24 protein-coding genes are annotated in these 26,221 nt (G+C 52.1%); 20 read left to right on the top strand and 4 right to left on the bottom strand.

Annotated elements, in window-relative coordinates:
- Positions 1–204: 204 nt before the first annotated feature.
- Positions 205–1,545 (bottom strand): long-chain fatty acid transporter FadL, encoded by a 1,341-nt coding sequence (gene fadL / locus HUZ68_RS15755; RefSeq protein ID WP_060616243.1) that lies wholly within the window; start codon positions 1,543–1,545, stop codon positions 205–207.
- Positions 1,546–1,916: 371 nt separating this feature from the next.
- Between fadL and HUZ68_RS15750 the strand changes: the two genes are divergently transcribed.
- The 11 genes from HUZ68_RS15750 to HUZ68_RS15700 all read left to right on the top strand — a co-directional run bounded on the left by HUZ68_RS15750 (position 1,917) and on the right by HUZ68_RS15700 (position 13,590).
- Entirely contained in the window at positions 1,917–2,201 is a 285-nt protein-coding gene (locus HUZ68_RS15750; protein ID WP_000030901.1) for a YfcZ/YiiS family protein, read from the top strand.
- Positions 2,202–2,380: 179 nt separating this feature from the next.
- On the top strand, positions 2,381–3,691 hold the full coding sequence (gene fadI / locus HUZ68_RS15745) for an acetyl-CoA C-acyltransferase FadI (RefSeq protein ID WP_239593922.1): 1,311 nt from the start codon (positions 2,381–2,383) through the stop codon (positions 3,689–3,691).
- Entirely contained in the window at positions 3,691–5,835 is a 2,145-nt protein-coding gene (gene fadJ / locus HUZ68_RS15740) for a fatty acid oxidation complex subunit alpha FadJ (RefSeq protein ID WP_000425013.1), read from the top strand. The genes fadI and fadJ overlap by 1 nt, the downstream gene beginning before the upstream one ends.
- Positions 5,836–6,037: 202 nt before the next feature.
- Positions 6,038–6,523 (top strand): phosphohistidine phosphatase SixA, encoded by a 486-nt coding sequence (gene sixA, locus HUZ68_RS15735; RefSeq protein ID WP_001195817.1) that lies wholly within the window; start codon positions 6,038–6,040, stop codon positions 6,521–6,523.
- A gap of 643 nt (positions 6,524–7,166) precedes the next feature.
- Positions 7,167–7,730: a fimbrial protein gene (locus tag HUZ68_RS15730; RefSeq protein ID WP_000033336.1), complete on the top strand. Its 564-nt coding sequence runs from the start codon at positions 7,167–7,169 to the stop codon at positions 7,728–7,730.
- Positions 7,731–7,812: 82 nt separating this feature from the next.
- Positions 7,813–10,452 (top strand): fimbrial biogenesis outer membrane usher protein, encoded by a 2,640-nt coding sequence (locus HUZ68_RS15725; RefSeq protein WP_033815389.1) that lies wholly within the window; start codon positions 7,813–7,815, stop codon positions 10,450–10,452.
- 22 nt (positions 10,453–10,474) lie between these two features.
- On the top strand, positions 10,475–11,224 hold the full coding sequence (locus tag HUZ68_RS15720) for a fimbria/pilus periplasmic chaperone (RefSeq protein WP_033815390.1): 750 nt from the start codon (positions 10,475–10,477) through the stop codon (positions 11,222–11,224).
- Between the two features lie 15 nt (positions 11,225–11,239).
- Positions 11,240–11,743, top strand: a complete 504-nt coding sequence (locus HUZ68_RS15715; protein ID WP_033815391.1) for a fimbrial protein — start codon at positions 11,240–11,242, stop codon at positions 11,741–11,743.
- Positions 11,740–12,225 carry a fimbrial protein gene (locus HUZ68_RS15710; RefSeq protein WP_033815392.1) on the top strand — a complete coding sequence of 162 codons (486 nt, stop codon included), beginning with the start codon at positions 11,740–11,742 and terminating at the stop codon, positions 12,223–12,225. Before HUZ68_RS15715 ends, HUZ68_RS15710 begins: the two co-directional genes overlap by 4 nt.
- Positions 12,222–12,746, top strand: a complete 525-nt coding sequence (locus HUZ68_RS15705; protein ID WP_033815393.1) for a fimbrial protein — start codon at positions 12,222–12,224, stop codon at positions 12,744–12,746. Before HUZ68_RS15710 ends, HUZ68_RS15705 begins: the two co-directional genes overlap by 4 nt.
- Before the next feature lies 1 nt (position 12,747).
- Positions 12,748–13,590, top strand: coding sequence for a StfH/YfcO family fimbrial adhesin (locus HUZ68_RS15700; RefSeq protein WP_001362315.1), 843 nt, complete (start codon positions 12,748–12,750; stop codon positions 13,588–13,590).
- Positions 13,591–13,757: 167 nt separating this feature from the next.
- On the opposite strand, the gene smrB is transcribed toward HUZ68_RS15700, so the two are convergent.
- Positions 13,758–14,309, bottom strand: coding sequence for an endonuclease SmrB (gene smrB, locus HUZ68_RS15695; protein WP_000730806.1), 552 nt, complete (start codon positions 14,307–14,309; stop codon positions 13,758–13,760).
- Positions 14,310–14,474: 165 nt separating this feature from the next.
- On the opposite strand from smrB, the gene prmB reads away from it, so the two are divergent.
- The 6 genes from prmB to HUZ68_RS15665 are packed head-to-tail and all read left to right on the top strand — an operon-like array spanning position 14,475 to position 19,024.
- Positions 14,475–15,407 (top strand): 50S ribosomal protein L3 N(5)-glutamine methyltransferase, encoded by a 933-nt coding sequence (prmB, locus tag HUZ68_RS15690; protein WP_001309606.1) that lies wholly within the window; start codon positions 14,475–14,477, stop codon positions 15,405–15,407.
- A 34-nt stretch (positions 15,408–15,441) separates the two neighbouring features.
- Positions 15,442–16,527 (top strand): chorismate synthase, encoded by a 1,086-nt coding sequence (gene aroC / locus HUZ68_RS15685; RefSeq protein WP_001333535.1) that lies wholly within the window; start codon positions 15,442–15,444, stop codon positions 16,525–16,527.
- A gap of 3 nt (positions 16,528–16,530) precedes the next feature.
- On the top strand, positions 16,531–17,355 hold the full coding sequence (gene mepA, locus HUZ68_RS15680) for a penicillin-insensitive murein endopeptidase (protein WP_112924913.1): 825 nt from the start codon (positions 16,531–16,533) through the stop codon (positions 17,353–17,355).
- A complete protein-coding gene (locus tag HUZ68_RS15675) occupies positions 17,355–18,164 on the top strand; it encodes a sulfite exporter TauE/SafE family protein (protein ID WP_000447356.1) in 810 nt (269 codons plus the stop codon). The genes mepA and HUZ68_RS15675 overlap by 1 nt, the downstream gene beginning before the upstream one ends.
- Positions 18,164–18,712 (top strand): elongation factor P hydroxylase, encoded by a 549-nt coding sequence (gene epmC, locus HUZ68_RS15670; RefSeq protein WP_021577755.1) that lies wholly within the window; start codon positions 18,164–18,166, stop codon positions 18,710–18,712. The genes HUZ68_RS15675 and epmC overlap by 1 nt, the downstream gene beginning before the upstream one ends.
- Before the next feature lie 33 nt (positions 18,713–18,745).
- Entirely contained in the window at positions 18,746–19,024 is a 279-nt protein-coding gene (locus HUZ68_RS15665; RefSeq protein WP_000559764.1) for a YfcL family protein, read from the top strand.
- A gap of 120 nt (positions 19,025–19,144) precedes the next feature.
- On the opposite strand, the gene mnmC is transcribed toward HUZ68_RS15665, so the two are convergent.
- Positions 19,145–21,151, bottom strand: coding sequence for a bifunctional tRNA (5-methylaminomethyl-2-thiouridine)(34)-methyltransferase MnmC2/FAD-dependent 5-carboxymethylaminomethyl-2-thiouridine(34) oxidoreductase MnmC1 (gene mnmC, locus HUZ68_RS15660; protein ID WP_112924915.1), 2,007 nt, complete (start codon positions 21,149–21,151; stop codon positions 19,145–19,147).
- Positions 21,152–21,309: 158 nt separating this feature from the next.
- Between mnmC and fabB the strand changes: the two genes are divergently transcribed.
- Together fabB and HUZ68_RS15650 are read left to right on the top strand one after the other, a co-directional pair.
- Positions 21,310–22,530 carry a beta-ketoacyl-ACP synthase I gene (gene fabB / locus HUZ68_RS15655; protein ID WP_000817183.1) on the top strand — a complete coding sequence of 407 codons (1,221 nt, stop codon included), beginning with the start codon at positions 21,310–21,312 and terminating at the stop codon, positions 22,528–22,530.
- Positions 22,531–22,804: 274 nt separating this feature from the next.
- The gene (locus tag HUZ68_RS15650) at positions 22,805–23,983 is read left to right on the top strand and encodes an MFS transporter (protein ID WP_088129317.1); all 1,179 of its coding nucleotides are present in this window, start codon (positions 22,805–22,807) and stop codon (positions 23,981–23,983) included.
- On the opposite strand, the gene flk is transcribed toward HUZ68_RS15650, so the two are convergent.
- The gene (gene flk, locus HUZ68_RS15645; protein ID WP_239593921.1) at positions 23,980–24,975 is read right to left on the bottom strand and encodes a flagella biosynthesis regulator Flk; all 996 of its coding nucleotides are present in this window, start codon (positions 24,973–24,975) and stop codon (positions 23,980–23,982) included. The genes HUZ68_RS15650 and flk overlap by 4 nt on opposite strands.
- 98 nt (positions 24,976–25,073) lie before the next feature.
- On the opposite strand from flk, the gene pdxB reads away from it, so the two are divergent.
- Positions 25,074–26,210: a 4-phosphoerythronate dehydrogenase PdxB gene (gene pdxB / locus HUZ68_RS15640; protein ID WP_112924918.1), complete on the top strand. Its 1,137-nt coding sequence runs from the start codon at positions 25,074–25,076 to the stop codon at positions 26,208–26,210.
- Positions 26,211–26,221: the final 11 nt, after the last annotated feature.

Genomic DNA, 26,221 nt, shown 5'->3' with positions numbered 1-26,221 from the left:
TTTGAGAAGGACGAGCAGAACGCCTGAAAATATGCGTTTCCCTTCAGGTTTGTCTGTGGATACCACTTACTGATTTGAAAGGGCTAGCTGCCATCAGGCTGTTTGCAAAACTCAGGAGGCAAGCAATGAGGAAACTACTTTCGGTGAAGTGGGGGAGTTAAAGTCACCTGCATAGCAGGTGACTTTATCCAGGCGAACGCGTTATCAGAACGCGTAGTTAAAGTTAGTACCGAACAGCCAGGCTTTACCTTCAGACTCGAACTGGTATGGGCCTTCGTTAATTTTCACGCTCTGACCGTGCATATAAGAAACACCAACGTCGACTGAAGCATCTTTATTAAATGCGTAAGTCGTACCTGCACTCAGCCAGAAACGGTCCTGGTCCGGAATGGAGATAGAACGATTCTGTGCCGGAACTGGGCTGTCATCAAAGGCGATACCGGTACGGAAGGTCCAGTTATCATCGTAGTAATAAGTGGTACCCAACGCGATGCGGTAAGCATCTTTAAAGCCTTCATGTTTCTGGAACAGCGTGTCGCCACTGGTTGAGGTCGCTTTCAGCTGCTGGAATTGACTCCAGCTGGTGTAAGCCAGGCTATAGTGAATCGCCCACTGCGGATCAACACGGTTATAACCCGACACTTCCCACATTTCAGGCAGGTTCAGCGTCAGATAACCCGATTGCGTTGCGCCACCTGTGGCGGTAGGAATTGGCAAGCCGTAGTTATTAAACGCACGATTAAGATCGCTGCTGTAGTTACCTTTGAAGTCAATTTTCACTTCAGAACGGTAGGTCAGTGCATAGCGGTTATTTTTATCCAGTTCATACAGGATACCGGCGTTCCAGCCAAAGCCCCACTGGTTACCGTTCAGATGAGCGATTTTGGTATTACTGTCGATACCGTTGGCGGTAGCTGCCAATGCTTGCCCTTGAGGAGTCTTCCAGGCAGGAGATTGCATAATCTGACCGGCAACCAGCTGCCCCAGATCGCCTGCGAAACGTTCAATTTTCGCGCGAGCGTAGACGGCGTTGAAACCAAGACCAAAGCTCCATGCATTATTTAAGCGATACGCACCGCTTAAGTTCAGGTTCATGGTTTCAAGGTCGGTTGTACCCCCGACAGAGCCGCCTGCATAAGTATCGTTAAACTCTGTTGCCAGGCCATAGTTAGAGGTAATAGAAGCGCCCCAACCAAATTGGTCGTTAATCGGTGCAACAAAGTGCATGTTCGGAACCCATGCCGTAGGCGCGATGTTATCGGCTTTCAGGCTACGACCAGATGGAGATGTTCCGCTGATATTTACATCCGGGTCAATATAAACCGCACCCGCAGAAAATGTCGGGCGGTCAAACATGGTAATCAATGCGGGGTTACGGCTGACGTTACCTGCATCATCGGCAATTGCGCCTTCCCCTGAATAAGCCCGGCCCAGGCCAGAGGAAGAAAATTCGTTTAACTGAAAGCCTGCCGACCAGGCCTGGGTGGAGATAAGTGCCACTGCGACTGCGAGAGCAGACTTTGTAAACAGGGTTTTCTGGCTCATGACCATAACCTCAATGATTTATTTTTATACAAACTATGTTACGTGCTGTAACAGGAGCGCGAAGTGTAGGGTCTGAGGTACATCTTAGAAATCAGACCAGTGGCGAGAGTATAGGTCGGACCAGCTGGAATGTTGCAAGTATGTTTCTATCTTTTTTCAAATATGATCTAAGAAACGCGATCCAGCTGGCAAAATTTGGAGGTGGCGCACTCATGGATTCGGGTGAATTTTGTTTTAGATCATTTTTAAGTGTGATTTCGGTCACTTATCCGATTTTGCAGAATTAACAACTGGAGCAGCACTTTCCGGAAGCGTAAAATATCCACAACGTTTATCTGGCACCTTGGGTGCACATACAGAGGAAATCAACGATGAGTAAATGTAGTGCTGATGAAACCCCGGTTTGCTGCTGTATGGATGTTGGCACCATTATGGACAACTCCGACTGCACCGCGTCTTACAGCCGCGTGTTTGCAAACCGCGCAGAAGCAGAACAAACGCTGGCGGCGCTGACTGAGAAAGCCCGTAGCGTGGAATCCGAACCGTGCAAAATCTCCCCGACTTTCACTGAAGAGTCTGATGGTGTGCGCCTGGATATCGATTTCACTTTTGCCTGCGAAGCTGAAATGCTGATCTTCCAGCTGGGTCTGCGTTAATTCCTCTCGGGTACGTACGCCCCTGTCAATTGCTGGCAGGGCGTTTTCTTTTCTCTTCTTCTTTTCTCTCTGTGTCATAGCTCCCACTTTCCCTTTTCTCCGCTTGGCTAAATGTAAAAAAATGGTTAAGACTATGATCAGGTCAGACCACTTTATTTATTTTTTTACAGGGGAGTGTTATGGGTCAGGTTTTACCGCTGGTTACCCGCCAGGGCGATCGTATCGCCATTGTTAGCGGTTTACGTACGCCTTTTGCCCGCCAGGCGACGGCTTTTCATGGCATTCCCGCGGTTGATTTAGGGAAGATGGTGGTAGGCGAACTGCTGGCACGCAGCGAGATCCCCGCCGAAGTGATTGAACAACTGGTCTTTGGTCAGGTCGTACAAATGCCTGAAGCTCCCAACATTGCGCGTGAAATTGTTCTCGGTACTGGAATGAATGTGCATACCGATGCTTACAGCGTCAGCCGCGCTTGCGCTACCAGTTTCCAGGCGGTTTCAAACGTCGCAGAAAGCCTGATGGCGGGGACTATCCGAGCGGGGATTGCCGGTGGGGCAGATTCCTCTTCGGTATTGCCAATTGGCGTCAGTAAAAAACTGGCGCGCGTGCTGGTTGATGTCAACAAAGCCCGCACAATGAGCCAGCGTCTGAAACTCTTCTCTCGCCTACGTTTGCGCGACTTAATGCCCGTACCACCTGCGGTAGCAGAATATTCTACCGGCTTGCGGATGGGCGACACTGCAGAGCAAATGGCGAAAACCTACGGCATCACCCGAGAACAGCAAGATGCATTAGCGCACCGTTCGCATCAGCGTGCCGCTCAGGCATGGTCAGACGGAAAACTCAAAGAAGAGGTGATGACTGCCTTTATCCCTCCTTATAAACAACTGCTCGCGGAAGACAACAATATTCGCGGTAATTCCTCGCTTGCTGATTACGCAAAGCTGCGTCCGGCGTTTGATCGTAAACACGGAACGGTAACGGCGGCGAACAGTACGCCGCTGACCGATGGCGCAGCGGCGGTGATCCTGATGACTGAATCCCGGGCGAAAGAATTAGGGCTGGTACCGCTGGGATATCTGCGCAGCTACGCATTTACCGCTATCGATGTCTGGCAGGACATGTTGCTCGGTCCAGCCTGGTCAACACCGCTGGCGCTGGAGCGTGCCGGTTTGACGATGAGCGATCTGACATTGATTGATATGCACGAAGCCTTTGCCGCCCAGACGTTGGCCAATATTCAGCTACTGGGGAGCGAACGTTTTGCTCGCGACGTACTGGGGCGTGCGCATGCCACCGGTGAAGTGGACGATAGCAAATTTAACGTGCTTGGTGGCTCGATTGCATACGGGCATCCCTTCGCGGCGACCGGCGCGCGGATGATTACCCAGACATTGCATGAACTTCGCCGTCGCGGCGGTGGATTTGGTTTAGTTACCGCCTGTGCTGCCGGTGGGCTTGGCGCGGCAATGGTTCTGGAGGCGGAATAATGGAAATGGCATCAGCGTTTACTCTTAATGTTCGTCTGGACAACATTGCTATCATCACCATCGACGTACCGGGTGAGAAAATGAATACCCTGAAGGCGGAGTTTGCCTCGCAGGTGCGCGCCATTATTAAGCAACTCCGTGAAAACAAAGAGTTGCGAGGCGTGGTGTTTGTCTCCGCTAAACCGGACAACTTCATTGCTGGCGCAGACATCAACATGATCGGCAACTGCAAAACGGCGCAAGAAGCGGAAGCTCTGGCGCGGCAGGGCCAACAGTTGATGGCGGAGATTCATGCTTTGCCCATTCCGGTTATCGCGGCTATTCATGGCGCTTGCCTGGGTGGTGGGCTGGAGTTGGCGCTGGCGTGCCACGGTCGCGTTTGTACTGACGATCCTAAAACGGTGCTCGGTTTGCCTGAAGTACAACTTGGATTGTTACCCGGTTCAGGCGGCACCCAGCGTTTACCGCGTCTGATAGGCGTCAGCACAGCATTAGAGATGATCCTCACCGGAAAACAACTTCGGGCGAAACAGGCATTAAAGCTGGGGCTGGTGGATGACGTTGTTCCGCACTCCATTCTGCTGGAAGCCGCTGTTGAGCTGGCAAAGAAGGATCGCCCATCTTCCCGCCCTCTACCTGTACGCGAGCGTATTCTGGCGGGGCCGTTAGGTCGTGCGCTGCTGTTCAAAATGGTCGGCAAGAAAACAGAACACAAAACTCAAGGCAATTATCCGGCGACAGAACGCATCCTGGAGGTTGTTGAAACGGGATTAGCGCAGGGCACCAGCAGTGGCTATGACGCTGAAGCACGGGCGTTTGGCGAACTGGCGATGACGCCACAATCGCAAGCTTTGCGTAGTATCTTTTTTGCCAGTACGGAAGTGAAGAAAGATCCCGGTAGTGATGCGCCGCCTGCGCCATTAAACAGCGTGGGAATTTTAGGTGGTGGCTTGATGGGCGGCGGTATTGCTTATGTCACTGCTTGTAAAGCGGGGCTTCCGGTCAGAATTAAAGATATCAACCCGCAGGGCATAAATCATGCACTGAAGTACAGTTGGGATCAGCTTGATGGCAAAGTGCGCCGTCGCCATCTCAAAGCCAGCGAACGTGACAAACAGCTGGCATTAATCTCCGGAACGACGGACTATCGCGGCTTTGCCCATCGCGATCTGATTATTGAAGCGGTGTTTGAAAATCTCGAATTGAAACAACAGATGGTGGCGGAAGTTGAGCAAAATTGCGCCGCTCATACCATCTTTGCTTCGAATACGTCATCTTTACCGATTGGTGATATCGCCGCTCACGCCACGCGACCTGAGCAAGTTATCGGCCTGCATTTCTTCAGTCCGGTGGAAAAAATGCCGCTGGTGGAGATTATTCCTCATGCGGGTACATCAGCGCAAACCATCGCCACTACGGTAAAACTGGCGAAAAAACAGGGCAAAACGCCCATTGTCGTGCGTGACAAAGCCGGGTTTTACGTCAATCGCATCTTAGCGCCTTACATTAATGAAGCTATCCGCATGCTGACCGAAGGTGAACGGGTAGAGCACATTGATGCCGCGCTAGTGAAATTTGGTTTTCCGGTAGGTCCAATCCAACTTTTGGATGAGGTAGGAATCGACACCGGGACTAAAATTATTCCTGTACTGGAAGCCGCTTATGGAGAACGTTTTAGCGCGCCTGCAAATGTTGTTTCTTCAATTTTGAACGACGATCGCAAAGGCAGAAAAAATGGTCGGGGTTTCTATCTTTATGGTCAGAAAGGGCGTAAAAGCAAAAAACAGGTCGATCCTGCCATTTACCCGCTCATTGGCGCACAAGGGCAGGGGCGGCTCTCCGCACCGCAGGTTGCTGAACGGTGTGTGATGTTGATGCTGAATGAAGCAGTACGTTGTGTTGATGAGCAGGTTATCCGTAGCGTGCGTGACGGGGATATTGGCGCGGTATTTGGCATTGGTTTTCCGCCATTTCTCGGTGGACCGTTCCGCTATATCGATTCTCTCGGCGCGGGCGAAGTGGTTGCAATAATGCAACGACTGGCCACGCAGTATGGTTCACGTTTTACCCCTTGCGAGCGTTTAGTCGAGATGGGTGCGCGTGGGGAAAGTTTTTGGAAAACAACTGCAACTGACCTGCAATAAGAAGGTCAAAGCTATATGAATCCGCGCTGAATGGCGGATTGTTGGTCAAAATGTAAACGCATATTGACTATACTTACGCCATTGAGGTAAAAAACAGCGTTTCATTCGGTGAATGGATAAGGCACAATGCCGGCCACCGTTTTCTTTCTCTGGTTTCAGATGAAAGAAAACGGGCGAATCTGGTTAACAAAAGCGGTGCAATATGCAAGTTTTTATCATGCGTCACGGCGACGCAGCCCTCGATGCCGCCAGTGATTCGGTTCGTCCTCTGACTACTAATGGTTGTGACGAATCTCGCCTGATGGCGAACTGGCTGAAAGGTCAAAAAGTGGAAATCGAACGCGTTCTGGTGAGCCCGTTCCTGCGAGCCGAGCAAACACTGGAGGAAGTAGGGGATTGTCTGAACCTGCCTTCCAGTGCAGAAGTTCTGCCGGAGTTAACGCCCTGCGGCGATGTTGGTCTGGTCAGTGCCTATTTGCAGGCGTTGACCAATGAAGGTGTTGCTTCGGTGTTGGTTATCTCCCACTTACCGTTAGTTGGGTATCTGGTCGCCGAGTTATGTCCGGGCGAAACGCCGCCTATGTTTACCACCTCGGCCATTGCCAGCGTAACGCTTGATGAAAGCGGAAAAGGCGAGTTCAACTGGCAGATGAGCCCGTGTAATTTGAAGATGGCGAAAGCTATCTGATTCGTTTGAAAAAATGCCCGATGTAAGCTGTACATCGGGCATTTGTCTTTTTGCAATAGTATAAATTCACTAAAAACCCTTCACGGAGTTGGTATGCTGCGATGATGATTTCATCGCACTCTTTCCTCTGCTTCCCTATTAATTTCTGATGAAATGAGACTAAGTTGTAATATATTCTTACAAATTATAAAGCTAATGGAACAATTAACAGTAAAAAAGAAATGATATTTTTGTGTCTTGATTTAATATTGTTTGTGATGCTTTAATATTATATCTTCAAAAAATACAATTTCAAAATTAATCTAAGATCGTCTTTTTTGTATACATTTCCCATAAATTTTAATTATGTAAAAGATGTTTTCTAAGCATTTTATTTGTTTTTTATAAGTAAACTCTCAAAATTTCACCTTTTTGATTATATGTTAAGTGCTCCTTAATTCACTGTTAAGTAAATATAATTTGAAACAATAAAGACAAAATATCACCATCCGCCCACACCAAAGAATATCTTCTTATGCGACCTATTTTCTTGTTAGTTAGATCGGATAGCTTATTCAATGGCTGGGTATAAATAATTGCTATTGACTGAATCAATGTATTGCAATGTTTATATTTTTAATTATTTATGGTTTAAGGACAAATAATGAGTAAGTTTGTAAAAACAGCTATTGCTGCAACAATGGTAATGGGTGCGTTCGCTTCTACTTCAACAATCGCCGCTGGCAACAATGGTACAGCACGTTTCTACGGCACCATTGAAGATTCCCCGTGCTCCATCGTTCCTGATGATCACAAACTGGAAGTTGATATGGGTGACATTGGTTCAGGGATCCTGAAAAACAACGGGACTTCTACACCGAAAGCTTTCCAGATCCATCTGCAAGACTGTGTGTTTGACACCCAGACAACGATGACCACTACCTTCACCGGTAACGCGTCTTCTACCAACAGCGGCAATTACTACACCATTTACAATACCGATACTGGTGCGGCATTTAACAATGTCAGCCTGGCCATTGGTGACGCTCAGGGAACCTCTTATAAAAGCGGCGCGGGTATCGAACAGAAAATCGTAAACGATACGGCGACCAACAAAGGCAAAGCGAAGCAGACGCTGGACTTTAAAGCCTGGCTGGTGGGCGCTGCTGATGCGCCAGATTTAGGTAACTTCGAAGCCAACACGACTTTCCAGATTACTTATCTCTAAGTGATACCCCCATAGCTTTCGGGCTATGGGGTTTTTTAAATGGAATTTGCGCCAATTATAATAATTACGGATGGATACGTGTATGCCTGACCATTCTCTTTTCCGATTACGGGTGCTTCCCTGCTGCATTGCGCTGGCAATGTCCGGGAGTTATGTCAATGCCTGGGCTGAAGATGAAATTCAGTTTGACTCTCGTTTTCTGGAATTAAAAGACGACACGAAAATCGATCTGAAGCGATTTTCCAGCCAGGGATATGTCGAACCCGGAAAATACAATTTACAGGTTCAGCTAAATAAACAACCGCTGGCGGAAGAATACGATATTTACTGGTACGCCTCTGAGAACGATGCCAGTAAAACCTATGCCTGCCTGACGCCTGAACTGGTCGCGCAGTTTGGCTTAAAAGAGGATGTGGCAAAAAACCTGCAATGGATCCACGACGGCAAATGCCTGAAACCCGGTCAACTGGAAGGCATTGATATTAAAGCTGACCTGAGTCAGTCAGCGTTAGTCATTTCATTACCCCAGGCTTACCTTGAATATACCGACACCGACTGGGACCCACCTTCACGCTGGGATGACGGTATTTCTGGTTTAATTGCTGACTACAGTATTACCGCCCAGACACGACATGAAGAAAATGGCGGGGATGACAGCAATGAAATCAGCGGCAACGGAACGGTTGGGGTTAACCTCGGCGCATGGCGTCTGCGAGCTGACTGGCAGACCGACTACCAGCACAGCAAAAGCAATGATGAAGATGTTATCAACGGTGATGACACGCAAAAAAACTGGGAGTGGAGCCGCTACTACGCCTGGCGGGCTTTACCGTCGCTAAAAGCCAAACTTGGCCTTGGCGAAGACTACCTTAATTCTGATATTTTCGACGGCTTTAACTACGTGGGTGGCAGTATCAGCACCGACGATCAAATGTTGCCGCCGAATCTGCGCGGCTATGCGCCGGATATCTCCGGCGTGGCGCACACCACCGCGAAAGTGACCGTCAGCCAGATGGGCCGCGTGATTTACGAAACTCAGGTCCCGGCGGGGCCGTTCCGTATCCAGGATCTTGGCGATTCCGTCTCCGGTACGCTGCATATCCGCATTGAAGAGCAGAACGGTCAGGTGCAGGAATATGACATCAACACCGCCTCGATGCCGTTCCTGACCCGCCCCGGCCAGGTGCGCTATAAGCTGATGATGGGCCGCCCGCAGGAGTGGGGGCATCATGTTGAAGGTGGTTTCTTCTCCGGCGGCGAAGCTTCATGGGGGATTGCCAACGGCTGGTCGCTGTACGGCGGGGCGCTGGCAGATGAACACTATCAGTCGGCGGCGCTTGGCGTCGGTCGCGACCTGTCTGTCTTTGGCGCAGTCGCCTTTGATATCACCCACTCGCATACCCGCCTGGATAAAGAGACCGCCTACGGTAAAGGTTCACTGGACGGTAACTCGTTTCGCGTGAGCTATTCCAAGGACTTTGATGAACTGAACAGCCGCGTCACCTTTGCCGGATACCGCTTCTCGGAAGAGAACTTTATGACCATGAGCGAGTATCTCGATGCCAGCGACAGCGAAATGGTGCGCACCGGCAACGACAAAGAGATGTACACCGCCACCTATAACCAGAACTTCAGGGATGCCGGTGTGTCTGTTTATCTCAACTACACCCGCCATACCTACTGGGATCGCGACGAGCAGACCAACTACAACGTTATGCTCTCGCACTACTTCAACTTGGGCAGTATCCGCAACATGAGCATTTCTATGACCGGATACCGCTACGAGTATGACAACCAGGCCGATAAAGGTGTGTACATATCGCTCAGTATGCCGTGGGGTGACAGCAGCACCATCAGCTATAACGGCAACTACGGCAGCGGTTCGGACAGCAGCCAGGTAGGGTATTTCAGCCGTGTCGATGACGCAACCCATTACCAGTTGAACGTGGGAACCAGTGACAATCATTCCAGCGTTGATGGCTATTACAGCCACGATGGATCGCTTGCGCAGGTGGATCTCAGCGCCAACTACCATGAAGGGCAGTACACCTCGGCAGGGATTTCACTCCAGGGCGGGGCAACGCTCACCGCGCAGGGCGGCGCGCTCCACCGTACCCAGAATATGGGCGGCACGCGTCTGCTGATTGATGCCGACGGTGTGGCCGGTGTTCCGGTGGAAGGAAACGGTGCAGCGGTTTACACCAATATGTTCGGTAAGGCCGTGGTGGCAGACGTCAACAACTACTACCGCAATCAGGCCTATATCGACCTTAACAACCTGCCGGAAAACGCCGAAGCCACCCAGTCCGTGGTGCAGGCCACGCTTACCGAAGGAGCCATTGGCTACCGTAAGTTTTCGGTTATCAGCGGGCAAAAAGCGATGGCGGTATTGCGCCTGCAAGATGGCAGTCATCCGCCGTTTGGCGCGGAAGTGAAAAATGACAACGCGCAGAACGTTGGTCTGGTTGACGATGACGGCAACGTCTACCTCGCGGGCGTCAAACCTGGCGAGCATATGACCGTTTCATGGGGCGGTGTGGCCCACTGCGACATTCATCTGCCAGACCCGCTGCCAGCCGATCTATTCAATGGCCTGTTATTGCCATGCCAGCAAACAGGGGCGATATCTCCTTCGGTGCCCAATGAAATTAAGCCGGTGATCCAGGAGCAGACTCAGCAGGTCACGCCAATGGAACCGCCAGTATCGGTATCAGCCAATTAATAACGTGATTAAGGAATGATCCATGACGAATCTATTTTCTGCCAAAACGGTCGCAACCACGCTGGTGTTTCTGATAACTGCCACCAGCTTGCAAGCCCAGGCATCGGTCACGCCAGACCGTACCCGTTTGATTTTTAACGAAAGTGATAAATCAATCAGCGTCACGCTGCGCAATAACGACCCGAAAATGCCGTATCTGGCACAAAGCTGGATGGAAGATGAACAGGGTAACAAGATTAGCTCGCCACTGACGGTACTGCCGCCGGTGCAGCGCATCGATTCCATGATGAACGGTCAGGTGAAGGTACAGGGCATGCCGGATATCAACAAGCTGCCTGCCGACCGCGAGAGCGTGTTCTATTTCAACGTGCGTGAGATCCCGCCGAAATCGAACAAACCCAACACGTTACAGATTGCGCTGCAAACGCGCATCAAGCTGTTCTGGCGACCAAAGGCGCTGGAAAACGTCAGCATGAAAAATCCATGGCAGCATAAGGTGACCTTAACCCGCAGCGGCCAGGAGTTTACTGTCAATAACCCGACGCCGTACTTCGTGGTTATCAGTAACGCTAGTGCACAAAAAAATGGCAATCCGGCAGCGGGATTTTCCCCCATGGTGATATCGCCAAAAACCTCTGTGCCGTTAAAAGTCAAAATGGATAGCGTCCCGGTGCTGACCTACGTTAACGACTATGGCGCACGGATGCCGCTGTATTTTAAATGTGGCGGCGATACCTGCCAGGTGGATGCAGAGCAGAGCCGCAAAGGCTGATGCCGGGAGAGTCTGATGAGAAGAATTTTACTGGCAGGCTCGGGCATTGCGCTGCTGGCCTGTAACGTGGCGTGGAATGTTGCCAGTGCGGAAACCAGACCCATCACTCTGGAGCTTAAAGTCAGGGTGGATGCGCCGCCGCCCTGTACCGTTACCGGTAGTGCGGTGGAGTTTGGCGATGTGCTGATCGCCAGCATTGATGGCAACAACTACCGCCAGAACGCGGGCTACACCCTCGACTGTTCGGGGCGTCTGGAAGATGACCTGCGGATGCAACTGAAAGGCACTACCACCACGGTGAACGGTGAAACTGTGCTGGATGCAGGCATTGCCGGGTTTGGCATCCGTATCGAAAACGCCGCCGATAACTCCCTGTTTTCCATTGGTGAAAATAACTGGACGTCTTTTGCGTTTAACAGCCTGCCGCAGCTGAAGGCGGTGCCGGTAAAACAAAGCGGCGTGCAACTCGCGCCAGCGGAATTTAACGCCAGTATGACGATGGTGGTGGATTACCAATGAAACGACTCGCACTTTTGCTGATTTGTGGTGTATGCGGTGGCGTTCAGGCCTCACCGGATATCACCTTTCACGGCACGCTGGTGTCGCCGCCTGCCTGCACCATCAACGAAGGCCGGACCATTGAGCTGGAATTTCGCGATGTGCTTATCGACAGTATTGATGGCAACTACGCCCGCCAGGAGGTGCCGTACACCATCAAATGTGACTCCGACGTTCGCAATGAGGCCTGGGAGATGACGCTCACCTGGACGGGCACGCAAACCAGCTACAACGACGCAGCCATCGAAACCGATGTTCCGGGATTCGGTATTCAGCTTTTGCAGAACGGGCAGCGTTTTCAGCTTAATACCCCGCTGACCATTAACGCCACGGATTTGACACAAAAGCCGAAGCTGGAGGCTGTACCGGTTAAAGCGAGCGGCGCCACATTAAATGACGGCGCGTTTTCAGCGTACGCAACATTACGGGTGGATTATCAATGAAAACAACGACCGGATGTATGCTCCTGACAGGCCTGTTGCTTGCCGCCAGCGGAACCACGTTGGCGGCGGACAATCTGCATTTTTACGGCAATTTATTGAGTAAATCCTGCACCCTGGTGGTGGATGGCGAACTGCTGGCGGAAGTGCATTTCCCCACCGTTAGCAGTCAGGATTTAATGGTTGCGGGGCAGTCTTCCAGGGTGCCGGTGGTCTTTAAGTTGAAAGATTGCAAAGGCCCGGCGGATTACCAGGTCAAAGTCACCCTGACCGGTACGGAAGACAGCGAACAGCCAGGGTTTCTGGCGCTTGACCCGACTTCGGGTGCGCAGGGGGTAGGGATTGGTATGGAAAAGTCCGATGGAACCTTGGTGCCGCTTAATGACACAACTGGCGCGACTTTCAATCTCAGTGACGGCGCGAATAGCCTCAATTTTAATGCGTGGTTACAGGCGAAAAGCGGTCGTGACGTAACTTCAGGTGAGTTCAGCGCCAGCCTGACCGCCACTTTTGAGTACATTTAAGATGAAACTACTACGAAATTTTATGGGCTTGCTGACGCTGATGGTATTGAGCCTGACGGCCCAGGCGCAGACATTTCAGATGTATACGCCTATGGGGGTTCCAAGCTTCCTGGCAAAAATAGTGTTTAGTCTGGAGGTTGTTACCCCTGCAGGCGTTTATACAGGCACCTATCAGTCGCATAATTCCATGATGCTTCAAGTTGGTAATTTAGACTTAATAAGTTGGAACGGTCCGTCTTCAATACCTGCACCTACCGTATATTTGGACCATTCGGACGGCTTACCTATGTCTAGTTGTCCTGGCCTTTCCAGTGTACCTGCGACCGACAACGGCTGGGATTGTTATTCTGCTGATTTAAAAGTCACTGTAACCGGGGATGTGCAGGGGTGTCCGTGGTTAGTGTCAAGCCAGATTACTACCACGGACAAGGGGAATGTAGGGGCTACCTATGTCGGCCCTAAAGTCCATAACTCCGTCTGTCCGTCAATTCCGCTGACGACATATGATGTTTCCTGGGATGAGAATACGGTGAAGCATAAAAAAACATTAAATCTGCAATCCACAGGGGGGATCATTGAGGCAACCCTGTCGACCTATTTAATGGAAAGTCAGAAGTTGTGTGATGGTAGCCTGTTTGACGAGCGCGGGGCTAATTGCCGTTTTGTTTCGCAGATGATCACCTTTACCGCATCAGGCTGCGATGATGCCAAAGTGACGGTGACGCCGGTTCCGCATCCGATTACTGACAGGCAACTGCATGATATTGTGGTGCGCGTAGATACCAGCGCATTGCAGCCTATTGATTCAACGTGTCGCTTTCAGTATGTGTTGAATATGTTCTAGCACGCCGCATCCGGCGGTTGTGTGCTGATGCCTGATGCGACGCTGACGCGTCTTATCAGGCCTACAAATGAATGACAACGTATTGAATTTGCACACTTTGTAGGCCGGATAAGGCGTTCACGCCACATCCGGCATTCGGTGCCAGTGCCACATCCGGCACTTAATATTCACGGCAACTCTGGCGGCAACCACTCTTCCACTTCAATCAACACCAGCAACGCTGCATCTCCGCCGTACTCTTTCGGTGCCTGGTGAAATGCCATTACATGCGGATGTTGCGCCAGCCACAGCGGCGTTTGCTGTTTCAAAATATGCTTCCCGTGCCCGTGCATTACGCATGCGCAAAACACATGTTCACGACGGCAGGCGGCAATCAACGCGCCCAGTTCCTGCTTGGCCTGCAGCTGCGTCAGACCGTGTAAATCCAAAAACAATTCCGGCGAATAATCACCGCGTCGCAACTTCTTCGCCTCAAAATGACTCACATCCGGGCGAACATATTTAACCGGACCTTCGGTATTTAATAACGGCTGAAACTCATCGGAGAAATAATGGCTGGCATCAGCCTGCTCCTGGATCAAGCGTTTCACCGGCACTTCGCTGATTTTCTTACGCTGCGGTCGGTGGACAATCGTGTCCTGCTTAATCTTGCGAGTCCCCGCCATCAACTGGCGAAACAGAGCCTGGTCCTCCTCGCTAAGTGTTGTTTTCTTTTTCATTTATCTGTCTCTATTTCTAATTTTCCTACAGTTTACCCGACTCGTAGCGCAATCGATCGTTTTAAACGTATTTTTCCTCACTCACCGCGCGTGAATGCTGATTTATCGTCATCTTCATGGCAAACTAGCCGCCGAAATTATTGCGATCATGCCCTGGAGGAATACGTGGATAAAATTTTCGTTGATGAAGCAGTAAATGAGCTGCAAACCATTCAGGACATGTTGCGCTGGTCGGTAAGCCGCTTCAGCGCGGCAAATATCTGGTACGGTCACGGCACCGATAACCCGTGGGATGAAGCCGTGCAGCTGGTATTGCCGTCGCTCTACCTGCCGCTGGATATTCCGGAAGATATGCGCACCGCGCGTCTGACCTCCAGCGAAAAACACCGTATTGTTGAACGCGTGATCCGCCGCGTCAACGAACGCATTCCGGTTGCTTACCTGACCAACAAAGCGTGGTTCTGCGGCCATGAATTTTACGTCGATGAACGTGTGCTGGTGCCGCGCTCGCCGATTGGTGAACTGATCAACAATAAATTTGCCGGACTTATCAGCAAGCAACCGCAGCATATTTTAGATATGTGTACCGGTAGCGGCTGCATCGCCATTGCCTGTGCTTATGCCTTCCCGGATGCGGAAGTCGACGCGGTGGATATCTCTCCCGACGCGCTGGCGGTTGCCGAACAGAACATCGAAGAACACGGTCTGATCCACAACGTCATTCCGATTCGTTCCGATCTGTTCCGTGATTTGCCGAAAGTGCAGTACGACCTGATCGTCACTAACCCGCCGTATGTCGATGCGGAAGATATGTCCGACCTGCCAAACGAATACCGTCACGAGCCGGAACTGGGCCTGGCATCTGGCACTGACGGCCTGAAACTGACGCGTCGCATTCTCGGTAACGCGGCAGATTACCTTGCTGATGATGGTGTGCTGATTTGTGAAGTCGGCAACAGCATGGTACATCTTATGGAACAATATCCGGATGTTCCGTTCACCTGGCTGGAGTTTGATAACGGCGGCGATGGTGTGTTTATGCTCACCAAAGAGCAGCTGCTGGCGGCCCGTGAACATTTCGCGATTTATAAAGATTAAGTAAACACGCAAACACAACAATAACGGAGCCGTGATGGCTGGAAACACAATTGGACAACTCTTTCGCGTAACCACCTTCGGCGAATCGCACGGGCTGGCGCTCGGCTGCATCGTCGATGGTGTTCCGCCGGGCATTCCGCTGACGGAAGCGGACCTGCAACATGACCTTGATCGTCGTCGCCCTGGGACATCGCGCTATACCACCCAGCGTCGTGAGCCAGATCAGGTCAAAATTCTCTCCGGTGTTTTTGAAGGTGTTACTACCGGCACCAGCATTGGTTTGTTGATCGAAAATACCGATCAGCGTTCTCAGGATTATAGTGCGATTAAGGACGTTTTCCGTCCTGGCCATGCCGATTACACCTACGAACAAAAATACGGTCTGCGCGATTATCGCGGCGGTGGACGTTCTTCCGCCCGCGAAACCGCCATGCGCGTGGCGGCAGGGGCGATTGCCAAAAAATATCTCGCCGAGAAATTTGGTATTGAAATCCGCGGCTGCCTGACCCAGATGGGCGACATTCCGCTGGATATCAAAGACTGGTCGCAGGTCGAGCAAAATCCGTTTTTTTGCCCGGACCCCGACAAAATCGACGCGTTAGACGAGTTGATGCGTGCGCTGAAAAAAGAGGGCGATTCCATCGGCGCGAAAGTCACCGTTGTAGCCAGTGGTGTCCCCGCCGGACTTGGCGAGCCGGTCTTTGACCGCCTGGATGCCGACATCGCCCATGCGCTGATGAGCATCAACGCGGTGAAAGGCGTGGAAATTGGCGACGGTTTTGACGTAGTGGCGCTGCGCGGCAGCCAGAATCGCGACGAAATCACCAAAGACGGTTTCCAGAGCAACCATGCGGGCGGCATTCTTGGCGGTATCAGCAGCGGGCAGCAAATCATTGCCCATATGGCGCTGAAACCGACCTCCAGCATTACCGTGCCGGGGCGCACCATTAACCGCTTTGGCGAAGAAGTTGAGATGATCACCAAAGGCCGTCACGATCCTTGTGTCGGGATCCGCGCCGTGCCGATCGCAGAAGCGATGCTGGCGATCGTATTAATGGATCACCTGTTACGGCAGCGGGCGCAAAATGCCGATGTGAAGACTGATATTCCACGCTGGTAAAAAATGAACAAAACCGCGATTGCGCTGCTGGCCCTGCTTGCCAGTAGCGCCAGCCTGGCAGCGACGCCGTGGCAAAAAATAACCCAACCTGTGCCGGGTAGCGCACAATCGATAGGCAGTTTTTCTAATGGCTGTATCGTCGGCGCTGACACGCTGCCGATACAGTCCGAACATTATCAGGTCATGCGTACCGATCAGCGTCGCTATTTCGGTCACCCGGACCTGGTGGTGTTTATCCAGCGTCTGAGTAGCCAGGTGAGCAATCTGGGCATGGGTACGGTGCTGATTGGCGATATGGGGATGCCCGCTGGTGGGCGCTTCAACGGCGGTCATGCCAGCCACCAGACCGGACTGGATGTCGATATCTTTCTGCAACTGCCGAAAACTCGCTGGACCTCCGCGCAGCTCTTGCGCCCGCAAGCACTGGACTTAGTTTCCCGCGACGGTAAACACGTTGTCTCCACGCTGTGGAAGCCAGAAATTTTCAGCTTGATCAAACTCGCCGCCCAGGACAAAGACGTCACGCGCATTTTTGTTAATCCGGCGATTAAACAACAACTTTGCCTTGATGCGGGCACCGATCGCGACTGGTTGCGCAAAGTGCGACCCTGGTTCCAGCATCGCGCGCATATGCATGTACGATTACGTTGCCCTGCCGATAGTCTGGAGTGTGAAGATCAACCTTTACCGCCACCAGGCGATGGTTGCGGGGCAGAACTGCAAAGCTGGTTTGAACCTCCAAAACCGGGAACAACAAAGCCTGAGAAGAAGACACCGCCTCCGTTGCCGCCTTCCTGCCAGGCGCTACTGGATGAGCACGTGATCTGATGGAAACGTTTAATAGCCTGTTTATGGTTTCCCCGCTGTTGCTGGGAGTTCTCTTTTTTGTCGCCATGCTGGCGGGATTTATCGACTCGATTGCCGGTGGCGGTGGGTTACTCACCATTCCGGCATTGATGGCAGCGGGGATGTCTCCCGCTAATGCGCTGGCAACCAATAAACTGCAAGCCTGCGGCGGCTCTATTTCCGCCACTATCTACTTTATTCGCCGCAAAGTGGTTAGTTTAAGCGATCAGAAACTCAATATCGCCATGACCTTTATCGGCTCAATGAGCGGCGCACTGCTGGTGCAATACGTTCAGGCTGATGTCTTACGGCAGATTTTGCCCATTCTGGTGATTTGTATCGGCCTCTATTTCTTGCTGATGCCAAAGCTGGGTGAAGAAGATCGCCAGCGCCGGATGTACGGTTTACCCTTCGCGTTAATTGCCGGTGGCTGCGTCGGTTTTTACGACGGATTCTTTGGTCCGGCAGCCGGATCGTTTTACGCGCTGGCCTTTGTTACGCTGTGCGGATTCAACCTCGCCAAAGCCACGGCTCACGCCAAATTACTCAACGCAACGTCAAACATCGGCGGTTTACTGCTGTTTATTCTCGGCGGCAAAGTGATTTGGGCGACGGGCTTTGTGATGCTGGTGGGGCAGTTCCTCGGCGCGCGCATGGGTTCAAGACTGGTGTTGAGCAAAGGACAAAAACTGATCCGCCCGATGATCGTTATCGTCTCGGCGGTGATGAGTGCCAAATTACTTTATGATAGCCACGGACAGGAGATCCTCCACTGGTTGGGGATGAACTAATGAACAGTACACACCACTATGAGCAGTTGATTGAAATTTTTAATAGCTGCTTTGCCGATGATTTTAATACCCGTCTGATTAAAGGCGACGACGAACCGATCTATCTTCCTGCTGATGCGGAAGTACCGTATAACCGAATCGTCTTTGCTCATGGCTTTTATGCCAGCGCAATTCATGAGATTTCGCACTGGTGTATTGCCGGAAAAGCGCGCCGTGAGCTGGTTGATTTCGGCTACTGGTATTGCCCGGACGGACGCGATGCCCGAACGCAAAGCCAGTTTGAAGATGTTGAAGTGAAGCCGCAGGCGCTCGACTGGTTGTTCTGCGTGGCGGCTGGATATCCGTTTAACGTCAGTTGCGACAATCTGGAAGGCGACTTCGAACCGGACCGCGTGGTGTTTCAACGGCGAGTACATGCGCAGGTGATGGATTATCTAACAAATGGCATTCCGGAACGCCCGGCACGTTTCATTAAAGCACTACAAAATTATTATCACACGCCGGAAATTACGGCGGAACAGTTCCCGTGGCCGGAAGCGCTCAACTGAAGCCAGCGCCACGTTTTACAATGAGGAAAGAAGATGATCGCGGAGTTTGAATCACGCATTCTGGCATTAATCGACGGTATGGTTGACCATGCCAGTGATGATGAGTTGTTTGCCAGTGGGTATTTGCGTGGCCACCTGACATTAGCCATCGCAGAACTGGAAAGTGGTGATGACCACTCCGCTCAGGCGGTGCATACGACCGTTAGCCAGAGTCTGGAAAAAGCCATTGGTGCTGGTGAATTGTCGCCGCGTGACCAGGCGCTGGTGACCGATATGTGGGAAAACCTGTTTCAGCAGGCATCACAGCAGTAAGTTGCGGCGTCTGGAGCACCATGCCTGATGCGACGCTTATCGCGTCTTATCAGGCCTACACGTCACACGTAGGTCGGATAAGGCGTTCACGCCGCATCCGACAAACAATGCCAAAGCTGGTTACCCAGCCTTAACTGCTTTACCCTTCAACAATTTCCGCACCCATAACCGATTCGGATTTAACGCCGCCAGCGTACTGGCATCCATCGGAATCGGTTCGTCGCTCATCTGCGCCGCCAGAATCTCGGCACACAGCGGGGCAGAACACAAACCACGCGAACCCAAAGCAGCAAGCATAAAGAGATCGTCATAAACCGGCGCGCTTACCGCCTTATCTTTCTGCTCCGCCAGCGACGCATATTCCACGAGTGTTGCCTCATAATCGGGAACATTACCTACCATTGGCAGATGATCGCGGGTGGCACAACGCACACCGCAGCGCGCCTCTTTCTCACTGACATCAACCTCTTTTGCCCACTGTGCCTGCGGGAAACAATCAATCAACCGCTGGCGATTCTGCTGCTGATCTTCATCACTGTACGCCGTATCTTCGCTGCCGCGATGATAACTAGCACCAATACAATGATGCTGATTCGCCGGATTTTGTGGCGTGAGATAACCGTCATAGCACAGCACCTGCTTCAGTTTTGCCAGTTCCGGCGTTGTCGGAATGTGGCTGACCTGACCAGCAACTGAATACACCGGGAGAGTCGACGTTTGGCTGAAACGGCTGATTTGATGCCCGTTCGCCAGTACCACTACGCTGTGTGTTGCTTGCTGATCTCCTGCAAAATTCAACAACCAACAGTCATCCTTACGGGATAAATCCTGTAACTGATATTGATAATAAATCTGCAAACCCTGCTGTTGCGCCAGTTCCAGCACATTACGGGTCAGTTCTGCTGGGCACAGCCAACCACCTTGCGGATAAGTAATGCCGCTGCAATTTGTCGCAACGCCCGTAATTTGTTCAACCGCATTTGCCTCAACGGCTACAGCCAGTTCTTCGGGTAAATCCATTGACAGCATCTGTGCGATTTTATGCTGGCTTTTCTCATCCCAGCCTAACTGCGTGACGCCGCACCAGTCATGATCAAATTTAACGGGTAATTGGTCGTAAAACCGACGAGCAAAAGTAAACGCATTAGAGAAAAAGCGGTTTAGCGCCTCATCGTGTTTGCTTAATAACGGATACAACGCCCCCTGGCGATTGCCGGAAGCACCCAGCGCGGGGGCTTCATCCGCACAATAAAGCGTTACTTGCCAGCCGCGCCGTAATAACGCCAGCGACAACAAGGCGCTGGCAATACCACCGCCGATAATCGCTACTTCCCGTTTGCTGCTGCCCGTACGATTAAACCACGGCGTGGAGCAGGGGAGTGGTAATGTCTGTTCCATCACCCCACAAAGCATTTCCCGTTTGCGCCCAAAGCCCTTACGTTTTTGCATCGTGAATCCGGCGTCCTGCAAACCGCGGCGGACAAAACCGGCAGACGTAAATGTCGCCAGCGTGCCGCCTGGACGCGCCAACCTTGCCATGGCATTAAACAGATTTTGCGTCCACATATCCGGGTTTTTCGCTGGCGCAAAGCCGTCCAGAAACCAGGCATCTACTTTTTGATTTAGAGAATCGTCCAGTTGGCTGGTCAGTTCATTAATATCGCCAAACCATAAATCCAGCGTCACGCGGCCTTCATCGAGTAATAAACGATGGCAACCGGGCAAGGGCATTGGCCACTGCGCCTGAAGTTGTTCTGCCCACGGAGCCAGTTCCGGCCAGTGTTGATGCGCTAAGGCTAAATCCGCACGGGTGAGGGGAAATTTCTCAAAACTAATGAAATGTAAGCGTTGTAATTGCGCTTGCGGATGCGCTTCGCGAAACTGATCAAATGCCTGCCATAGCGTCAGGAAGTTTAATCCGGTGCCGAAGCCGCTCTCTGCTACCACAAACAGAGGATGTGGATGCTCAGGAAAGCGTGCCTCTAATTGGTTACCTCCGAGAAAAACATAACGCGTCTCTTCCAGCCCGTTATCGTTGGAAAAATAGACATCGTCAAAATCTCGGGAAACAGGTGTACCCTCAGCATTAAATTCGAGGTTGGCAGGTTGTATGGAGTAGTGTTTCACGTAAGTTACTCGTCTTACAGGCGGTGGCTCGATCTTAGCGATGTGTGTAAGGCTGCGCAAATTTCTCTATTAATTGGCTGATCGGACTTGTTCGGCGTACAAGTGTACGCTATTGTGCATTCGAAACTTACTCTATGTGCGACTTACAGAGGTATTGAATGAAACGTGCAGTGATTACTGGCCTGGGCATTGTTTCCAGCATCGGTAATAACCAGCAGGAAGTCCTGGCATCTCTGCGTGAAGGACGTTCAGGGATCACTTTCTCTCAGGAGCTGAAGGATTCCGGCATGCGTAGCCACGTCTGGGGCAACGTAAAACTGGATACCACTGGCCTCATTGACCGCAAAGTTGTGCGCTTTATGAGCGACGCATCCATTTATGCATTCCTTTCTATGGAGCAGGCAATCGCTGATGCGGGCCTCTCCCCGGAAGCTTACCAGAATAACCCGCGCGTTGGCCTGATTGCAGGTTCCGGCGGCGGCTCCCCGCGTTTCCAGGTGTTCGGCGCTGACGCAATGCGCGGTCCGCGCGGCCTGAAAGCGGTTGGCCCATATGTGGTCACCAAAGCGATGGCATCCGGCGTTTCTGCCTGTCTCGCCACGCCGTTTAAAATTCATGGCGTTAACTACTCCATCAGCTCCGCGTGTGCGACTTCCGCACACTGTATCGGTAACGCAGTAGAGCAGATCCAACTGGGCAAACAGGACATCGTGTTTGCTGGCGGCGGCGAAGAGCTGTGCTGGGAAATGGCTTGCGAATTCGACGCAATGGGTGCGCTGTCTACTAAATACAACGACACCCCGGAAAAAGCCTCCCGTACTTACGACGCTCACCGTGACGGTTTCGTTATCGCTGGCGGCGGCGGTATGGTGGTGGTTGAAGAGCTGGAACACGCGCTGGCGCGTGGTGCTCACATCTATGCTGAAATCGTTGGCTACGGCGCAACGTCTGATGGCGCAGACATGGTTGCTCCGTCTGGCGAAGGCGCAGTACGTTGTATGCAGATGGCGATGCATGGCGTTGATACCCCAATCGATTACCTGAACTCCCACGGCACTTCGACTCCGGTTGGCGACGTGAAAGAGCTGGCAGCTATCCGTGAAGTGTTCGGCGATAAGAGCCCGGCGATTTCTGCAACCAAAGCCATGACCGGTCACTCTCTGGGCGCTGCTGGCGTACAGGAAGCTATCTACTCTCTGTTGATGCTGGAACACGGCTTTATCGCCCCGAGCATCAACATTGAAGAGCTGGACGAGCAGGCTGCGGGTCTGAACATCGTGACCGAAACGACCGATCGCGAACTGACCACTGTTATGTCTAACAGCTTCGGCTTCGGCGGCACCAACGCCACGCTGGTAATGCGCAAGCTGAAAGATTAATTCGCAGTAGGCCGGAGTAGGTCGGATAAGACGCGCCAGCGTCGCATCCGACGTTACGCGCCAATGCGGCCTCCGGCACTAACGCCAAAGGGAACCTGATGGTTCCCTTTTTCACATCATTGACAATCGCCGCCTGTACCAGGCAAACTTCCCGCTTTGTCGATTTCCTTCTGAAAAGACGTACGCGTTAATTCCTGCCAACGCACCGTAACCCTGAAACCAGAGAGATGAGACGGGGATACTCCTCGCCTTGCGCTGCATTCTGGAGTAATGCATGACTGCTGTAAGCCAAACCGAAACACGATCTTCTGCCAATTTTTCGCTCTTCCGCATCGCTTTTGCGGTTTTTCTCACCTACATGACCGTAGGGTTGCCGTTGCCGGTTATCCCGCTGTTTGTTCATCATGAATTGGGCTATGGCAATACCATGGTCGGCATTGCCGTCGGGATTCAGTTTCTGGCTACGGTGCTGACGCGTGGTTACGCCGGGCGACTGGCCGATCAATATGGCGCAAAACGTTCGGCGCTTCAGGGGATGTTAGCTTGTGGTCTGGCTGGTGGCGCGTTGCTGCTGGCGGCGATTTTGCCTGTCTCCGCACCGTTCAAATTTGCCCTGTTGGTCATCGGGCGTTTGATTCTTGGGTTTGGTGAAAGCCAGTTACTGACAGGCGCTCTGACCTGGGGGTTAGGCATCGTAGGGCCAAAACACTCTGGCAAAGTGATGTCATGGAATGGAATGGCGATTTACGGTGCCCTCGCTGTTGGTGCTCCGCTTGGCCTGTTGATTCATAGCCATTACGGTTTTGCCGCACTGGCGATCACCACAATGGCATTACCCTTACTGGCGTGGGCCTGTAACGGCACAGTGCGCAAAGTACCGGCCCTGGCGGGAGAACGTCCATCTCTGTGGAGCGTTGTCGGGCTTATCTGGAAACCAGGGTTAGGGCTGGCACTACAAGGCGTTGGTTTTGCGGTTATCGGGACTTTCGTTTCGCTCTACTTTGCCAGCAAAGGATGGGCGATGGCGGGCTTTACTCTTACCGCGTTTGGCGGCGCATTTGTCGTGATGCGCGTCATGTTTGGCTGGATGCCGGACCGTTTTGGCGGCGTGAAAGTGGCGATTGTCTCTCTGCTTGTAGAAACGGTGGGCTTGTTGCTGCTCTGGCAAGCCCCGGGTGCGTGGGTCGCATTAGCGGGCGCGGCGTTAACCGGAGCCGGATGTTCGCTTATCTTTCCTGCGCTGGGCGTGGAGGTGGTTAAACGTGTCCCCTCACAAGTTCGCGGCACCGCACTGGGCGGTTACGCCGCGTTTCAGGATATCGCCCTCGGCGTCTCCGGGCCGCTGGCGGGAATGCTGGCGACCACGTTTGGTTACTCTTCGGTATTTCTTGCCGGGGCGATCTCTGCGGTGCTGGGAATTATTGTCACGATACTGTCATTTCGTCGGGGTTAACGAACCAGCCAGACCAGCATCAGGATAATCGCGACTAACAGTATCCACAGCGCGGGACGCGTTGCCATATTTTGCAACGTGTCCATCATCGGTGGAAAAGGATTAAGCAGCGGTTGCATATCACGCGGATCAATCCCTTTAACCCGCCGTTGATAAAGCTGATTAAGAATATCCTCGGCCTGGGCAGAAGAAAGCGATGATTGCGCAGAAAGGCCATATTTTTGCTGGATATATGCCGATAACGCCGCCAGTTCACTGGCATCTAAAGGTTGTTTTAGCGTCATCTGTAGTGATTCCAGCGTCGGCGTATTTTGCTGGCTTAGCGTCTGAAGCGCCTGCAGCCAGGTCACCAGATGGTTAAACAGTTTCGCTGGAATTAACTCGCCATCTTTCACCCCGGAAAGTTCCAGCATCGATTGCCAGATCTGTTTGCTGGGTTCCCCCGTTGCCGCCGCAAGTTTGGTCACCAGCTGTTTGAGCGCATTGTGCTCCGCCGGTAATAGAGGACGATCGGTCGCCTCGCGCTGCTGCGGTTGCGGAATAACCATCTTCCCTTCCTGCAACAGGGTTAGAATGGTTTTTAATTGCTCCGGTGAGAGCTGATTCAGCGGCGTCTGACCAAAGTTATGACGGATATAATCCGTGACCGCCTGACGATTATTCCCCAGACGTAAATACTCCCCTAATTGCGCTAAAAGCTGGCGGGCAGAATGGCTTTTTTGCGCGGCCAGCAGACGTTGCGCCAGATTATGCTCAGCGGCAGGGAAGTGACGCGAAAGCAGCGGTGAATCTCCCGACAGACCAATATCGTGCCTGATACCCGCCCACAGTTCTGCTCTTTGCTGTTGCGTCAGTGAGGTCACTTTCGTCATTAAGCTTTCCAGCGAAGTACGTTGCTGACTGGATAAAGGCTGATTGCCCGCGCCAGACGGCAGGTTATCTCCCTGACCTGGTGGTTGCCCAGGAGGAGGGCCGGAAATAGGTTGTATCATTACGTATCCTTATACCTGAAATCTTCGCAAGTATGCCTGGCCGCGAGATTATGGCACACTTGTCCGGTTAACTCTCGTCTCATACAGGTAACACAAACGTGAAAATCCTTGTTGATGAAAATATGCCTTATGCCCGCGACTTATTTAGCCGTTTGGGTGAGGTGACCGCGGTTCCCGGGCGTCCAATCCCCGTCGCTCAACTGGCAGACGCGGATGCGCTGATGGTGCGTTCGGTCACGAAAGTGAATGAATCTTTGCTGGCAGGAAAACCCATTAAATTTGTTGGCACTGCCACTGCGGGGACCGACCATGTCGATGAAGCATGGTTGAAGCAGGCGGGAATTGGTTTTTCCGCTGCACCTGGCTGTAATGCGATTGCGGTGGTGGAATATGTTTTCTCCTCCCTGCTGATGCTTGCCGAACGCGATGGATTTTCACTGCACGAGCGTACCGTGGGGATCGTGGGCGTTGGTAACGTTGGTCGGCGTTTACAGGCACGACTGGAAGCGTTAGGGATTAAAACCTTACTTTGCGATCCGCCTCGCGCCGACCGTGGGGATGAGGGTGATTTCCGCTCGCTGGATGAATTAGTTCAGCATGCGGATATTCTGACTTTCCATACGCCACTCTTCAAAGACGGGCAGTACAAAACGCTGCATCTGGCGGATGAAAAACTGATCCGTAGCCTGAAACCGGGAGCGATTCTGATTAACGCCTGCCGTGGCGCAGTCGTCGATAATACCGCGCTGCTGACCTGCCTGAATGAAGGCCAGAAGTTAAGCGTGGTGCTGGATGTCTGGGAAGGCGAGCCGGAACTTAATGTGGAATTGCTGACAAAAGTGGATATCGGCACGCCGCATATTGCAGGCTATACCCTGGAAGGTAAAGCACGCGGTACTACGCAAGTGTTTGAAGCCTATAGCAAGTTTATTGGGCATGAACAGCACGTTGCGCTGGATACATTACTGCCCACGCCAGAGTTTGGTCGCATTACGCTGCATGGCCCGCTCGATCAACCGACGCTGAAAAGGCTGGTGCATTTGGTGTATGATGTGCGCCGCGATGACGCACCGCTGCGTAAAGTCGCCGGGATACCGGGTGAGTTCGATAAACTGCGCAAAAACTATCTTGAGCGCCGTGAATGGTCATCTCTGTATGTAATTTGTGATGACGCCAGTGCGGCATCATTGCTGTGTAAACTGGGTTTTAACGCCGTTCATCATCCGGCACGTTAATCTCTTCTTCA

Origin of the sequence: Shigella dysenteriae, from assembly GCF_022354085.1 — a bacterium.
GTDB lineage: Bacteria > Pseudomonadota > Gammaproteobacteria > Enterobacterales > Enterobacteriaceae > Escherichia > Escherichia coli.
The sequence above is the reverse complement of the archived record's forward strand: the minus strand, read 5'-3'. Positions and strand labels throughout refer to the sequence as shown.

Excerpts from the sequence above, each read along its gene's own strand:
- epmC (WP_021577755.1), top strand. The coding sequence starts at position 18,164 with ATGAACAGTACACACCACTATGAGCAGTTGATTGAAATTTTTAATAGC.
- flk (WP_239593921.1), bottom strand. The coding sequence starts at position 24,975 with ATGATACAACCTATTTCCGGCCCTCCTCCTGGGCAACCACCAGGTCAG.
- HUZ68_RS15675 (WP_000447356.1), top strand. The coding sequence starts at position 17,355 with ATGGAAACGTTTAATAGCCTGTTTATGGTTTCCCCGCTGTTGCTGGGA.
- mepA (WP_112924913.1), top strand. The coding sequence starts at position 16,531 with ATGAACAAAACCGCGATTGCGCTGCTGGCCCTGCTTGCCAGTAGCGCC.
- fadL (WP_060616243.1), bottom strand. The coding sequence starts at position 1,545 with ATGAGCCAGAAAACCCTGTTTACAAAGTCTGCTCTCGCAGTCGCAGTG.
- fabB (WP_000817183.1), top strand. The coding sequence starts at position 21,310 with ATGAAACGTGCAGTGATTACTGGCCTGGGCATTGTTTCCAGCATCGGT.
- HUZ68_RS15650 (WP_088129317.1), top strand. The coding sequence starts at position 22,805 with ATGACTGCTGTAAGCCAAACCGAAACACGATCTTCTGCCAATTTTTCG.
- HUZ68_RS15715 (WP_033815391.1), top strand. The coding sequence starts at position 11,240 with ATGAGAAGAATTTTACTGGCAGGCTCGGGCATTGCGCTGCTGGCCTGT.
- smrB (WP_000730806.1), bottom strand. The coding sequence starts at position 14,309 with ATGAAAAAGAAAACAACACTTAGCGAGGAGGACCAGGCTCTGTTTCGC.
- fadJ (WP_000425013.1), top strand. The coding sequence starts at position 3,691 with ATGGAAATGGCATCAGCGTTTACTCTTAATGTTCGTCTGGACAACATT.
- fadI (WP_239593922.1), top strand. The coding sequence starts at position 2,381 with ATGGGTCAGGTTTTACCGCTGGTTACCCGCCAGGGCGATCGTATCGCC.
- HUZ68_RS15750 (WP_000030901.1), top strand. The coding sequence starts at position 1,917 with ATGAGTAAATGTAGTGCTGATGAAACCCCGGTTTGCTGCTGTATGGAT.
- HUZ68_RS15730 (WP_000033336.1), top strand. The coding sequence starts at position 7,167 with ATGAGTAAGTTTGTAAAAACAGCTATTGCTGCAACAATGGTAATGGGT.
- aroC (WP_001333535.1), top strand. The coding sequence starts at position 15,442 with ATGGCTGGAAACACAATTGGACAACTCTTTCGCGTAACCACCTTCGGC.
- HUZ68_RS15725 (WP_033815389.1), top strand. The coding sequence starts at position 7,813 with ATGCCTGACCATTCTCTTTTCCGATTACGGGTGCTTCCCTGCTGCATT.
- HUZ68_RS15710 (WP_033815392.1), top strand. The coding sequence starts at position 11,740 with ATGAAACGACTCGCACTTTTGCTGATTTGTGGTGTATGCGGTGGCGTT.
- sixA (WP_001195817.1), top strand. The coding sequence starts at position 6,038 with ATGCAAGTTTTTATCATGCGTCACGGCGACGCAGCCCTCGATGCCGCC.
- HUZ68_RS15700 (WP_001362315.1), top strand. The coding sequence starts at position 12,748 with ATGAAACTACTACGAAATTTTATGGGCTTGCTGACGCTGATGGTATTG.
- HUZ68_RS15720 (WP_033815390.1), top strand. The coding sequence starts at position 10,475 with ATGACGAATCTATTTTCTGCCAAAACGGTCGCAACCACGCTGGTGTTT.
- HUZ68_RS15665 (WP_000559764.1), top strand. The coding sequence starts at position 18,746 with ATGATCGCGGAGTTTGAATCACGCATTCTGGCATTAATCGACGGTATG.
- HUZ68_RS15705 (WP_033815393.1), top strand. The coding sequence starts at position 12,222 with ATGAAAACAACGACCGGATGTATGCTCCTGACAGGCCTGTTGCTTGCC.